The 13,946-nt window shown below is 64.1% G+C and carries 9 protein-coding genes and 1 CRISPR repeat array; of the genes, 8 read left to right on the top strand and 1 reads right to left on the bottom strand.

Features of this window, described 5'->3' with window-relative positions; all coding sequences use genetic code 11:
• The 4 genes from cas3 to cas5d form a co-directional block, all read left to right on the top strand.
• A partial coding sequence (gene cas3, locus K2Z83_RS03350; protein ID WP_220593755.1) for a type I-D CRISPR-associated helicase Cas3' occupies positions 1 to 2,131 on the top strand: 2,131 nt, incomplete at its 5' end.
• Between the two features lie 13 nt (positions 2,132 to 2,144).
• Positions 2,145 to 5,348, top strand: coding sequence for a type I-D CRISPR-associated protein Cas10d/Csc3 (gene cas10d, locus K2Z83_RS03355; RefSeq protein ID WP_220593756.1), 3,204 nt, complete (start codon positions 2,145 to 2,147; stop codon positions 5,346 to 5,348).
• 60 nt (positions 5,349 to 5,408) lie between these two features.
• Positions 5,409 to 6,470, top strand: coding sequence for a type I-D CRISPR-associated protein Cas7/Csc2 (gene cas7d, locus K2Z83_RS03360; RefSeq protein WP_255603194.1), 1,062 nt, complete (start codon positions 5,409 to 5,411; stop codon positions 6,468 to 6,470).
• Between the two features lie 9 nt (positions 6,471 to 6,479).
• A complete protein-coding gene (gene cas5d / locus K2Z83_RS03365; protein ID WP_220593757.1) occupies positions 6,480 to 7,127 on the top strand; it encodes a type I-D CRISPR-associated protein Cas5/Csc1 in 648 nt (215 codons plus the stop codon).
• 150 nt (positions 7,128 to 7,277) lie between these two features.
• Here the strand turns inward: cas5d and K2Z83_RS03370 are convergent, their stop codons facing one another.
• Positions 7,278 to 8,795 carry a cation:proton antiporter gene (locus K2Z83_RS03370; RefSeq protein WP_220593758.1) on the bottom strand — a complete coding sequence of 506 codons (1,518 nt, stop codon included), beginning with the start codon at positions 8,793 to 8,795 and terminating at the stop codon, positions 7,278 to 7,280.
• Between the two features lie 254 nt (positions 8,796 to 9,049).
• Here K2Z83_RS03370 and K2Z83_RS29755 point away from each other — a divergent pair, with 254 nt between their 5' ends.
• The 4 genes from K2Z83_RS29755 (at position 9,050) to cas2 (ending at position 11,513) form a co-directional block, all read left to right on the top strand.
• Positions 9,050 to 9,310 carry a four helix bundle protein gene (locus tag K2Z83_RS29755; RefSeq protein ID WP_370650036.1) on the top strand — a complete coding sequence of 87 codons (261 nt, stop codon included), beginning with the start codon at positions 9,050 to 9,052 and terminating at the stop codon, positions 9,308 to 9,310.
• Entirely contained in the window at positions 9,307 to 9,963 is a 657-nt protein-coding gene (cas4, locus tag K2Z83_RS03380; RefSeq protein ID WP_220593760.1) for a CRISPR-associated protein Cas4, read from the top strand. Before K2Z83_RS29755 ends, cas4 begins: the two co-directional genes overlap by 4 nt.
• A gap of 76 nt (positions 9,964 to 10,039) precedes the next feature.
• Positions 10,040 to 11,152, top strand: a complete 1,113-nt coding sequence (gene cas1 / locus K2Z83_RS03385) for a CRISPR-associated endonuclease Cas1 (RefSeq protein WP_220593761.1) — start codon at positions 10,040 to 10,042, stop codon at positions 11,150 to 11,152.
• A 64-nt stretch (positions 11,153 to 11,216) separates the two neighbouring features.
• Positions 11,217 to 11,513 (top strand): CRISPR-associated endonuclease Cas2, encoded by a 297-nt coding sequence (gene cas2 / locus K2Z83_RS03390; protein WP_220593762.1) that lies wholly within the window; start codon positions 11,217 to 11,219, stop codon positions 11,511 to 11,513.
• Positions 11,514 to 11,630: 117 nt separating this feature from the next.
• Positions 11,631 to 13,875: direct repeats of the CRISPR family, unit length 37 nt; unit sequence CTTCAAGGAGCCGATGATCTGCGCGGCAGATTGAAAC.
• Positions 13,876 to 13,946: the final 71 nt, after the last annotated feature.

Below are 13,946 nucleotides of genomic sequence, written 5' to 3' on the forward strand. Positions count from 1 at the left end.
GCTCCCGGTCTACTCGAAGCTGGCCGATACGGCCGATGTCCCCCAAGAGATCGTGGATCGACTGCCGAAAGATTGGCGGCTCTCGCAGCACCAGCTAGCGACCTACCGGGCGCTGCGCAGCGATGATGTGGACGTGGTGATCAATACGGCGATGACGGGCGATGGGAAGAGCCTGGCCGGGCTGTTGCCGCTGCTAGTCAATCCTCGGCATAACGGCACGCTCTCCTTATTTCCTACCAACGAGCTGATTCAGGATCAGTACGCGAGTGCTGGCCGTATGCTACCACTTTGGAATCACCCCGCTGAGTGGGTCGGCCCCCTCTATGGCGCGCGCCTCGATGAACTGTCAGCTACCGTCGAAGTACTGAAGCGTCCTGATCTGTTGCTCCGTGAGCTGAATAACCACCGTCTGACTCTCTCTAACCCTGACATCTTGCATGCTATCCTCCAGTTCCACTACCAGCAGCGCGGACGGAGTCCCGATCACGTGGCCGGGCAGATGGCGATGCTGTTTGATCAGCTGACCTTTGATGAGTTTCATATCTTCGATACGCCTGAGGTCGTTGCGGTGCTCACTGGCTTGCTCTTCCTTGCGACCCAAAGTCCAAGGCTAAAGACGCTCTTTCTCTCAGCGACGCCTAGCCCGCAGATAGACGACCTGCTTAAACGCGCCGGCTTTGCATCGCGGCTGCGCATGATCGACCCGCAGCGTGAGGGCTGGTATCACCACGGTGCTGATCCTGGCAGTGGCTGGCGGGCGATCTTGCAGGGCAGTAATATCAGCTTTGCGCAAGGGAATGCCGAGGACTGGATCGCAGCAGGGGGTGATCAAATCTTACTCAATTGGTTTCGGGAGCATCGCCCCGGTGCGAGAGCAGCCCTGATCGTCAACTCGGTGGCAACGGCGCTGCGTCTGGTGAGTCGGTTGAAGCCGCTGCTTGCGCATAAGGGACTGACGGTTGAACCTAACACGGGCATTACTAGTCGTACTATCCGTAAAGCCTCCTATGACGCGGATCTGCTGATTGGCACATCAACGGTGGATGTCGGTGTGGACTTTCGGATCAACCTGCTGATCTTTGAGTCGAGCGGTGCCGGCACCTTCCTGCAGCGTCTCGGACGCCTTGGGAGACATACGACGTTTACCGACCGTGATCAGCGCGAGCAGCGATTTGCCGCCTTCGCCGCCCACGCGCTGGTGCCGTCTTTTATCTATGAGCGCCTCTTTCAGCCGCAGGAAGGCGAACCAGCGCCATTTGTCGATGGAGCAACTTACACCCGCGAGGATCTGGCACGAATCATCAACACAGCCTTCCCCAAACCAGTCAGCTTCACGCATTACACACGGTTATGGGGGCGCTTTGTGCCTGCGAAGGTGTACCAGGAGCTATCGCGGAAAGAACTTCGGCAGATCTTTGGCTCGGTACGCGATCATTTGAAGCAACGCTTCTATGACCTGACCAGTACAAGCGTTGTAAAGGCATGCAAGGAGTGGGAGGAGCGCGACAAGCAAGGTGAGGGATTATTGATCCGCGAGGCCCAATCATTTCGTGGGGGGAGTCCGTTCGACTGCGGTGTGCTTAAAGAAGACGAAGGCGATGTCGTTACTTATGACCTGTTCTGGCTTCTGGCAAACGCTCATCTGGAGTTGATGACTCGTGAGGCGTTCTGTGCGGCGGTACGGCGCATGGGCAAGCTTGATATGCCATACCAGCGTGGTTACCAGAAGTTCTTTTTTCGCTGGCTCGGTCTACGCGAACAGCGTGAGCAAGTACACATCATCCTCGGCCCACAGGTTGCACAGTGGGGATCGGAGCGCCACCAAATCGCTCAGGTGCTGCCCGGCATCCAGGTGGGATGCAATGGACATGAGGCGTTCATGCATAAGCTAAACAGCAAGCTGATCGATGACCCATGTGTTGGGTTGATTATCCCAGCCCACGAGCCACGCCAAGTACAGCGTGCCCGCTACCTACCTCCAGGACTCCAGCTCTGGCCATACACCGCCGACAGTCTCGATGCAGGAGTACAAGCCGGATCGGTTGCCTTCGGGCGCAACGCCTTACTCCTGGATAGCTTGCTCCGAATCAAGCCGCTTCCTAGCTCCTCTGATGCGCCGATGATTTTTTGACGAGGTGATGTCAATGGTACAGATCCGTCCCCAAGGTAACGATGATTCCGATCTTCCACCTGAACCGTTTGACGAGACGGAAGATGTATCCGAAGAGTCTGCGGAGCAACTGAGTAAGCGTGATCACGCCGAGAAGCCGAAGCTCACCCCTGAGCCGCTCTTCGCCCTGCTGCTGCGCGAGGTGATCGACCCTGACGACGTGGTGTTGTCCGACTTTGCCTTGCATGTGGCACCCCGCCTCTCGGCGCTGCTCGGACATGTGGCGGCCAAGGGCGGAAACTTCGCCGTGCGCAAGCGTGAGACGGGCACGCCCGCCGAGGATGTGGCGCGTTATGGCGATGACCAGAGCATGCGCGCCCATATCGTTAATGGGCTGCTGCCAACCGCTCAGGTGGCGCGCACGCTGCGGCGCTGGGGCGCAAAGCGTTTTGTCGATGATTTTGATGATCTGACCTATCGCCTGTTCTGCGCGGGCTATACCCTGCACGACTGGCTCAAGCTGCCGGATGTGGACGCCGAGCTGCGCGCCGTCGGCCTGGAGCACCACACGGTGAATGTCGCCGCACACCTGCCGGATGTCGAGCGCATCGTGGGCGGCTGGTGTGAGCGGCTGGGGTTTGCAGAATTTCTTCAGCCGATTGGCGGTATCGGCGCGGCGCTCCACGACCTGATCTATATCGCCACCAACACCCAGCTTCAGTGGGGCGTGATGCACAACCTCGCCGCCCTGCCCGGCCTGCGTGCCCGTGGGCGACACCTGCGCCTCGCCACTGATCTCGCGACCCTCGCCGATTACCTGGCCTACCTGGGCCGCACCCCGGTCGATGTGGTCAGCCACCCGTCGATCCGGCGCGTGTTTGAGAGCTTCCACGATGAGCGTGTGCAGGCGTCTCTGGTCTACCACCACCTCGCCGATGTGCGCGGTGTCCTTACGAGCATCATCAATAATGCGGCGGTTGCGGCCTACGCCGTGCCGGATCAGCGCGAGCCGCTGCTCTACGCGCCCACCGGCGTGGTCTATCTCGCTCGCCGCGAGGCTCCGCCCGCACCTGCGGTTGCCGATGTCGCTGAGGCGACGATAGGGCGTATCCGCGCCCTCTGCCAGCGACAGCTGAGCGAGAACCTGACCGGCATCGCGCGCGGCGGCAAGGGCATCAAGTACGCCGACTATTACGGGCTCTTCTTTTCGCCCCGCGAGCTGGCGCAGCTGATAGCCCGCTTCGCAGAGCGCCGGATCGGGCCAAGCTCTGCTGCGGGGAAGCGCTACACAAGCATCGCCGCGAAGAGCATGGCTCCCGCCGACACTAACCTCGATCTGCCCGACAGTGTGGAGGTTGACCGGATCGCCGAGGTCTGCGCGCTGCTGTCGAAGATCGCCGCCGAGCATGCGCCGGATTTTGATGCCGATGGCTATCTGCTGGGGCAGATGGGCGTGGCCGATCTGCGCGATCTGGTGCGACAGATCAATGGGAACCGCACCGCCGGCGGCGTGCCCTACGGCTGGTACTACGCCGCCGGGGTGTCGCGCCAGCGCACGCCTGGGCTCGACGAGCAGCAGTGGGTTGATCGCATACACGCGCTGGCCGCCGGCGTGGCAGCGCAATTGCCCGATACGCCGCCCACGGCTGCGGCGGGCTGGGACGAGCTGCGGCGCTATGTGGGCGATCATCTCAAGTTCAGCGGTGCCGAGCCTGATGATCTGCGGGATCGACTCAAGACGGAGCTTGCCCGCTACAGCGGCGCGCGCAAGAGCGGGCGCGGCGCCACGAATGTCTGCGGCCTATGCTCATCGCCCTATAGCGTGAGCGAGCAGCAAGAGGCAGCCATCCTGTTTGCGCCCATGGTCTACACCAACAAGCAGCCGCTGCACGGGAGCAAGGCTATTCGCCGTATCTGCGCCGTGTGTGGGGCCGAGATGATGCTGCGCCAGCTGCTGATGAAGCGCGGGCGCGAGAGCGGAGGGAACTTCGAGAAGCGCAAGCTGCGCTACCTCTTCTTCTACCCGACCTACTTCTTCACCCCGGAGACCCTGCGCATGGTGCGGGCGCTGCACGACCGGCTGAAGCGGGTGAGCTTCACCGCTCTGCGCAGCCAGCTGCTGCCGTCGTCAGATACGCCCGATGCGCAGCTCGACCTAAGCCCCGAGCTGTTTCAGCGGCTCGAAGAGTTCCTTCTCCACCCGAGCGAGATTGCCCGCGCCGAGGATGACCGGCTCTTCCGCCTGCGTTTTCCGGCGGCTGAGCCGATCACATTCAGCTTCGTCGGCATGCCCCCCGCAGAGCGCGATGCCAAGGATGCTGAGGCGTGGGTACACCCGGCCTTCCTGGCGCTGGTGCTGCCGCTGCTGCTCGACATCAAGGTGGTGGCCAGCGAGAGCCTGCTTCCTATTGTGCAGGAGGCCAGCGAGCTGCCAGAGACGGTTGCCTTCGATGCGCCCCACGCCTTTGTTGGTAGGCTGGCAGGCCCGGCCCGGCTCAACCTCGACCAGCTCCTGCCCGCGCTCCAGCGACTCACCGCCGCGTACTTCATCCATCTCGATGGGAATGCAAAGATGGGAGGCGGCGGCTTCGATTACCGCTGGCATGAGATCCCGGCCCTGGCTCGCAACCTAGAGACTTCACCGCTCTACGCTTTCCACTACCTCAAGAAAGGGCTGCGCCGCGAGAGCAGCGAGAGCATCCCGGCCGCAAAGGCCGCCCTCTACGTCGATCTGGTCGATCACTACCTGCAACACGGGAGCACCGCTATGTCCCACGCCCGCGAGTTGACCCTGCGCTACCGCAAGTTCTATCGCCACAAGTCCGGCCGGCTGAACAGCAACAGCATCGTCCGTCCGCTTAGCGAGTCGGCCAAGGCCCTGCTCAGCGCCGATCTGCGCCTGTTCAATGACGTAGATTCACTCTTCGAGGTGGTGCGTAGCCGCCTGGAGCAGTTCATTGAGCGGGTTGGTCATAACAAAGCCGACGGTACCGTGCCGATGTGGCTCTACCCTGAGAAGGAGACGCGCAGCGCGGCGCTCCAGGCCGCGATTGAAGACTTCGCCCGCTACTTCGTTGAGACGATCTACCGCGATATTTTCAAGCAGGATCGGGCCGCAATCGCCGGCAAGCAGCTCAACCTGCTCAAGAATGCCTGCGAGTCGATCTATATGGCCGAGCAGCGCCGCGAGTGGCGCGAGCGGAATGAGGCGATGGAAGATAAGCAGGACGAGGAGTGATGCGTGATCTGTGCTAGGCCACAGATCACGCATCACGCATCACGCATCACGGATTACCTAATGACAACAGGAGACCACATCCCAATGCTCACGACGACCTTCTTCCCCGCCAGCGTGCCGCAACGCCCGATGGGCCACTACGCGCATATTGTGCTGCTACGCGAGACCGACTCCTACTCGCTGTTCCAGACCGACGGCGAGCTGAACACGGCCCGTGTCCACGCCGGGATCACGCACGACGAGCTGATCACGCGCATCACCATGTTCAAGCGCAAGCAGACCACCCCCGAGCGGTTGATTGGCCGCGAGCTGCTGCGCCACTATGGCTTGGTCAGCGGCGATTCCGCCGCCGAGGGCAAGGATCGCAAGACCGATGATCGCGGTGTGGCGATAGATCCGACAGGGCGACCGATCTGTGACTATAACGTCGACTTCTGTAAGCAGTGCCCCGACTGTGTCAGCTATGGCTTTGCCATCGGCGACGCTGGCTCCGAGAAGTCGAAGGTGTATAGCGATACCGCCTACAGCCTGAGCGCCTTCGACAGCAGCCACGAGTCCTTCACACTCAACGCGCCCTACGAGGGCGGCACGATGAGCCGCAAGGGCGAGGTGACAAGCCGAATCAATGAGCAGGATCACGTGCGCCCGCAGACGCTCTTCCCGGCGGTGATCACTGTGCGCGACCTGACGGCTCCGCTTTTCCTCTATGTGCTCGGCAACGTGCTACGTGCCCGGCGCTATGGCGCGCAGACCACGCGCACTGGCACGATGACCAACCACCTGCTCGGGATCGTGCTGGCCGACGGCGAGATCTTCTCGAACCTACATTTCACACAGCACCTCTATGATCATGTCGCAGGTACACCCGACTTCGACCCGAGCCAGCCGATCAACGTCGATGTAGCCCTCAGCGCCGCGCGGGCATTGCTCCCTGAGCTCATCAGCGCCGACCGGGTGGCAGTCCGCCAGCTGCTGATGGGCGAGGATCTGGCCCGCTTTGTCAATGAGCTAGGGGGACGGACGCGCGATGAGGCGGGCATGGGCGAGCTGCTGCACGCAGCGGCGCGCGATAGCTCGGCCTATCACGCGGCCTATATCCAGAAGAAGGGCCGCGGCAAGTAGGAGCGCCCTATGCAGATCTATCGCTGTCTCCTGACGCTTCAAGACCCGCTCTTTCACGCCACACGCGAGCTGGGGCGGCTCTACGAGACCGGGCGCTACATCCATAACTATGCGCTCACCTACGCCTTCGGGATGGCGGTATCGCCATGGTTTCATCGTGAGCAGGTACCGCACTACGCCGACGACCTACGGCCACTCGGTGGCCAGGTCTATGTGACGCCGGCCCAGCCTGAGCAGGTGACGTTTCAGCTTTCCACCTTCAAGTACGGCGAGGAGATCCTGCATGTCGAGATGCAGCAGGCCGAGCGCAACACGCCCTCGTTTGGCCGCGCCAAGGAGATCGCCCCCGAGTCGACGTTCCGCTGCTACGTGGTCAGCGCGGCCCCGCTGCGGCTGCCGCGCTGGGTGCGGCTGGGCAAGTGGCACAGCAAGGCCCTGGTCGATGTGACGGAGCTGGAGGTGCGGGAGGCCGCCGGCGACTACACGGCGGCCTGCCCGCTCAACCCGCTCGACGTGCCGGCGGGCGCGCTGCGCGCCTTCGACATCATCTCGATGCCGCCGGCCAGCCTGGTGGCCAACGCCAGGTGCAGCGGCCCGCACTACGCCCTCGACGGCGGGCGCGGCCTCCCGGTCGGGATGCGCTACACGTTTCCGTGATCCGTGATCCGTGATCCGTGACCGGACATTCTGAGCCAATACATCACGCGCATCGAGCCAGGCCCGCCAGCCGCCGACGAGGGCGCGGGCGCGGGGCCAGCCGGCGCGCTGGAGCTCGTGCGCCACACGGGCGCTGGTCTCCTCCTGCGTTCAGGTGCAGTAGGCCACCACCCAGGCGTTGGCGGGCACGCCGTGCTTGCGCAGCGTGGCGACGGCCCGGTCGGGCGGCACGCGCAGCGCCCCGGCGGCCACCGTGTCGCTGGCGCGGTAGCTGCGCTCGGTGCGCACGTCGATCAGCGTGATCGGCTCGCCGCGCGACTTCAGGCGGCGCAGCTGCTCTAGGTTGACCCGGTCGGGCATGTCGGGCTGGCGCAGGGCGGGGGGGCTCAGCGGGGCCGGCGGCGCCGTCGCGAGCAGCTCCGCGAGCAGATCACCTGGCGCGCGCGTGAGCGGGATCACTGCGGCGGGCGGGGGCGCGAGCGGGGCCTTGGGCCGGCGGCGCAGCAGCGGCCAGCCGCCCTGGAAGGCGATCGAGGCCAGGACGACCAGGCTGGCCAGGGAGAACAGCCGCTCGCCGGCGGGCACGCCGTCGAAGACCGCCAGCAGCACCAGCAGCAGTGCGCCGAGGCCGCGCGGCCCGTACCAGCCCAGGGTGACGCGCTGGACGAGCGGCAGGCCGAGCGGCCGCATGGCCAGGGCGAAGATCGGCAGGCGGACGAGCAGGGCCAGGGCGGCGAAGGCCAGCGTGAGCGGGCCGGCCGCGCCCAGGCCGCTCCAGATCGGCGAGGTGCCCAGCAGCACGAAGGTGAAGAGCAGCGCCATCTCGGCGGTGACCTGGCCGTACTCCAGGAAGCAGTCGCAGAGCTCGACATCGAGCGAGGAGACGACCAGGCCGGCGGCGAAGGCGGCCAGGAATCCGCTGCCGCCCAGAGCCTCGGCGGCGGCGTAGGCCCCCAGCGCCACGCCGATCACATACAGAGCCTCGTACTCGCGGCGCACCCCGAAGCGGTCGCGAACCCAGACCAGCAGGCGCACCGCGCTCATCCCCACGGCCACGCCGGCCAGCGGGCCGAGCAGGAAGAGGCTGACCAGCATGCGGGCCAGATCGCCGGCCTCGGGGGGCGTGGCCGACTCCACGAAGGCCAGGGCGATCACCACGATCGGCAGCAGCAGCACATCGTTCATGCCGCTCTCCAGGCGCAGGGCCAGGCGCATGCGCTCGCCCATGCCGCTGCCCTGGAGCATGCCGCGCAAGATCACCGGGTCGGTCGAGGCCAGGGCGGCGCCGAGGATGAGCGCCAGGGCCGGCGGCAGGCCGAGCAGCAGCCATGCGGCGCCGCCGAGCAGCGCGGCGGCGATCAGGGTGCCCGGGCCGAGGATGAGCGCGGCCATGCGCGCGTTGGCCCGCACCTCGCGCAGGTCCAGGGTCATCGCGTCGGTGAAGAGCACCAGGGTCAGGCTGAGGGTGGCCACCACCCGCAGCAGGGCCGAGTCCAGATCCAGGTGGATCAGGCGCAGGCCGAAGGGGCCGATCAGCAGGCCGAGGGCCAGGAAGACGGCCAGCGGCGGCAGGCCGCTGCGCTCGACGGGGCCGCCCAGCAGCGCCCCGCCGATCACCACCACGCCGCACAGCCCGAACATCGCGATCATTGTCGGTGTGTCGATCACCGCTCGCGCTCCTCTTGTGTGGAAGGCCGTCGCCGCTCGGCGAGGGTTTGGGTGCGGCTGCGCCACCCCCAAAGGTTTTTGTTAGCGCGAATAAGCGCTGGGTACACCTGGGAGCGTCGGTGGCCCCGCTCGCGACTGAAGTCGCAGCGCGGGGGCCTCCGGCCAACCGCCCGCCGACGCGGGCGGTTCCGGCGTCGGCGCAGGCCGACGCCCGGCGCGCAGCGCCGCTCCGGCGCGACTTCAGTCGCCAGCCGGTGGGGCTTGACCCAGCGCTTATTCGCGCTAACGAGGGTTTTCGCGCCCGCAGCAACGCAGAGATGGCAGCAAAGTTCGGTATTTGCATCCAGGAGCTGGATGAGACGGCCTACTGGATCGAGCTATTGATAGAGGCGGGGCTTATGACAGATACCCTGCTCAATCCGCTGCCGAGCGAGACCAACGAGCTGATCGCCATCTTCACCACATCGGTGCGCAAGCTACGAGCAAAAGGCGAGCGAGGATCAGAATCCTTATGAGCGAGAAGACACCAGATCCAGCGAAGGCTTCATCCTTCATCCCTCATCCTTCATCCTTCGACCACATCCCGCTGGCGATGATCAACGCGCTGGCCTACTGCCCGCGCCGCTTCGGCTACGAGTTCATCCAGGCCGAGATGCTGCTGAACGAGCACGTGGTCGAGGGGGTGCTGCGCCACCAGGGCGTGGACCTGGCCGGCACGACGTGGCTGGCCGAGGCGGTGCAGGAGCGGCGGGTCTATGTCTGGAGCGAGCGGCTGGGCCTGGCCGGCTTCTGCGATCTGGTGGAGCTGCGCGGCGGCGAGGCCTACCCCGTGGAGTACAAGAAGGGCCGGCCCGGCAAGTGGAAGAGCGACCACGCCCAGCTCTGCGCCCAGGCGCTCTGCCTGGAGGAGCGCACCGGCAAGACGATCGAGCGCGGCTACATCTTCTACTTCGCCACCCGCCGGCGCGAGGAGGTGGCCTTCACCCCCGCGCTGCGGGCCGAGGTGGAGGCCCTGGCCGCCGAGGCGCACCGGCTGGCGGAGGCCGGCGCGCTGCCGCCGCCGGTGGACAACCCGGCCAAGTGCCGCGACTGCTCGCTCCAGCCGCTCTGCCTGCCCGATGAGCTGCGGCGGCTGGCGACCGTCGCCGGATGGGAGCGTGATGTGTAAGGGTGAAGGATGAGGGATGAGGGATGAGGGATGAAGCGGGCAGCTTCAGTCATTGCGGGAAAGGAACAGAACCCCTATGAGCGAAGACAAACCAGAGTCAGAGCAGCATTCATCCTTCATCTTTCATCCTTCATCCTTTGCGGAGATCATGATGGCGACACTCTACCTGACCGAGCAGTACACCCTGGTGAAGGTCGAGGGCGAGGCCCTGCGCGTGCAGCCCTCGGGCGGAAAGCCGGGCCAGGTGGTGCGCGTGCCGATCAACAAGGTCGAGCAGGTGCTGGTGCTGGGCGAGGTCACGCTGACCACGCCGGCGCTGCACGCCCTGATGGAGCGGCGCATCCCCGTGCACTACCTGACCGCCCGCGGCCGCTCGCGCGGGTCGCTGGTGGCCGACTGGGGCAAGAACAGCGGCGTGCGGCTGGCCCAGTACGCGCTCTGCCGCGACGTGGCGGCGGGCTTCGCGGTGGCCCGGCAGTGCGTGGCCGGCAAGCTGCTGAACATGCGCACCCTGCTGCTGCGCTACGCCCGCGCCCGCGATGACGGCAAGGAGCTTGTGGAGGCGGCCGAGCAGATCCGCTATCGTCTGCGCGAGCTGGCCCGCCTGGAGCCGCCCGCCGACACCAGCGACCGCATGCACGGGCTCGGGCCGCTGCTCGGCCTAGAGGGCAGCGCCAGCGCGGCCTACTACGGCGTCTTCGGGCGGCTGCTCAAGGGCGACTGGCGCTTCCCAGGGCGGGTCAAGCGCCCGCCGACCGACCCGGTCAACGCGATGCTCTCCTTCGGCTACACCGTGCTGACCAACCAGGTGGTCTCGCTGGTCCACGCGGTCGGGCTCGACCCCGGCCTGGGCGTGCTGCACCAGCCCGGCTTCGGCAAGCCGGCCCTGGCCCTCGATCTGGTCGAGGGCTTCCGGGCGATCATCGTCGACTCGGTGGTGGTGACGCTGATCAACACCGGGCAGATCGGGCCGGGCGACTTCAGCGACGAGCTGGGGGCGGCGCGGCTGAGCGACGCGGCGCGGCGCACGTTTCTGGAGAAGCTGGAGGCGCGGCTGGGCGAGCAGGTGCAGCACCCGCTCTTCGGCTACAAGGTGAGCTACCGGCGCTGCATCGAGCTGCAGGTGCGGCTGCTGGCCAAGCACGCGCAGGGCGAGCTCGTCGGCTACGCGCCGTTCACGGTGCGCTGATGCGTGATGCGTGATGCGTGATGCGTGAGGTCACGGATCACGCATCACGCATCACGAGAAAACTATGCCACCTGCCTCTGAAGATACGACCCTCTACATCGTGGCCTACGACATCCCCGACGACAAGCGGCGCACGAAGGTGCATCGTGCGCTGTGCGGCTACGGGGCCTGGACGCAGTACTCGCTGTTCGAGTGCTGGCTGACGAAGCGGCAGCTGCTGGAGCTGCGGGCGAAGCTGGCCCGGCACCTGATCGCGGAGCGCGACAGCGTGCGCTTCTACCCGCTCTGCGGGAGCTGCCAGGGCAAGGTGATCACCGTGGGCGGGGCGCGGCCGCACGACCCGGTGACGGTCATCCTGTGAGCGGCGGCGGATCGAGCGGCGAAGCATGGGGCGAATCCCTGGGAGTCGCTCGCATGATGCGCTGGGGCTTCCCAATGCGGCGCGACATATGCTATGATAAGAATGTGCTCCATGCTCCGCTTGCTCAGAGGGTGCCTGCGCGGGGCCGCTCGAATCAGGTGTGTTTCATGGCTTCAGGACGCGCCCGCGAGCGGCGGGCTTCAAGGAGCCGATAATCTGCGCGGCAGATTGAAACAGCTCAACAAATCGCCGGGCAGCTCGCCAGCCGTCAGCTTCAAGGAGCCGATAATCTGCGCGGCAGATTGAAACGAGGTAGCGCCGCTCACGAGTAGGGTTGTCATGCCGCCTTCAAGGAGCCGATAATCTGCGCGGCAGATTGAAACATACGAGGCCAGGGCCAGGGGCGCGACCTCGGGCAGGCTTCAAGGAGCCGATGATCTGCGCGGCAGATTGAAACATCAACTGGCCGGGCTTGAGCGTCCGTAGTAGCCGCCTTCAAGGAGCCGATGATCTGCGCGGCAGATTGAAACCTTGACGACGGTCGGACGCTGCAAGCCCGTTTCGGCCTCTTCAAGGAGCCGATGATCTGCGCGGCAGATTGAAACATCAACGGCCAGGGGCGCGCGGCAGGCTATCAGCAGCTTCAAGGAGCCGATGATCTGCGCGGCAGATTGAAACACATCGGTGTCCAGGCCGATGGTGACGTAGCTGGCGCTTCAAGGAGCCGATGATCTGCGCGGCAGATTGAAACGCTCGTTGATGTAGCTACGGCTCAAGTTGAACCGCCCTTCAAGGAGCCGATGATCTGCGCGGCAGATTGAAACTAGCCGGGACGGCGACCTCGACAGCATGTACACGGTCTTCAAGGAGCCGATGATCTGCGCGGCAGATTGAAACTCTGGAAACTGGCACTCTTTATGTGGCTGTCGTTTCCTTCAAGGAGCCGATGATCTGCGCGGCAGATTGAAACTCTGGAAACTGGCACTCTTTATGTGGCTGTCGTTTCCTTCAAGGAGCCGATGATCTGCGCGGCAGATTGAAACTCGGCTCGGTTGTCTCTGAGTCTACGCTCTCTGCTCGTCTTCAAGGAGCCGATGATCTGCGCGGCAGATTGAAACTATGACAGTGTCTCCGTCTCTGTAACTCCTACGGACTTCAAGGAGCCGATGATCTGCGCGGCAGATTGAAACATCAATGGCTCACGATATCTTAGAGCTTCCCAGCGTCTTCAAGGAGCCGATGATCTGCGCGGCAGATTGAAACGAAGCAGTGGCCAGACGCCAATATCGGGATCGCCACTCTTCAAGGAGCCGATGATCTGCGCGGCAGATTGAAACTGGGCCAGCGAGACAGCAGCCGGCGCCCGGCTGAATGAGCTTCAAGGAGCCGATGATCTGCGCGGCAGATTGAAACTGAAACACCCTGCCCACATCGAGCCAGCCCGGCCCGCTTCAAGGAGCCGATGATCTGCGCGGCAGATTGAAACGCTTACGGCTGCATACACTCCGTATCTGTCCAGCCGTTCAAGGAGCCGATGATCTGCGCGGCAGATTGAAACACGGGAAGATGGGGCGATATTGCAAGTTTCGTCGCACTTCAAGGAGCCGATGATCTGCGCGGCAGATTGAAACATCAAAGCACCAGGAGGAGCATTACCAGATTACGAACTTCAAGGAGCCGATGATCTGCGCGGCAGATTGAAACACTTACCCTTGCCGCCCTTGTCGTCATCAGAGGGCGCTTCAAGGAGCCGATGATCTGCGCGGCAGATTGAAACCTAACACTGATGATACGCAAGGGCAAGAGCGGAGCTGGGCTTCAAGGAGCCGATGATCTGCGCGGCAGATTGAAACAGTGTGGCAACCCCAGCAGCTGGCGTAGATATCCCCGCCTTCAAGGAGCCGATGATCTGCGCGGCAGATTGAAACTCGATGCTGCAATCGGCACAAAAGGAGATGGAACTTCAAGGAGCCGATGATCTGCGCGGCAGATTGAAACAAGAAATTCACCAACTGGTAGGCCAGCTGGTCTGGCCTTCAAGGAGCCGATGATCTGCGCGGCAGATTGAAACCTCGCGCATGATGGCCTCGGCCTCGGGCAGCCGGGCTTCAAGGAGCCGATGATCTGCGCGGCAGATTGAAACTCCACCACCGGCCCGCGTTACTACAATCCGCACTCCCTTCAAGGAGCCGATGATCTGCGCGGCAGATTGAAACCCACTCCGGCACCGGCAACGAATGTGATTGCCGAGCTTCAAGGAGCCGATGATCTGCGCGGCAGATTGAAACATCGTGGGATCAGGGGTGATCGTGGGATCAGGGGTGACTTCAAGGAGCCGATGATCTGCGCGGCAGATTGAAACAGCGACCCGGACCATATCGACCGACGACGAGAGGGGTGCGCTAAACATAAGGTGAGCGAGTCCGGGGCGCG

Source organism: Oscillochloris sp. ZM17-4 (genome assembly GCF_019599295.1).
GTDB lineage: Bacteria > Chloroflexota > Chloroflexia > Chloroflexales > Chloroflexaceae > Oscillochloris.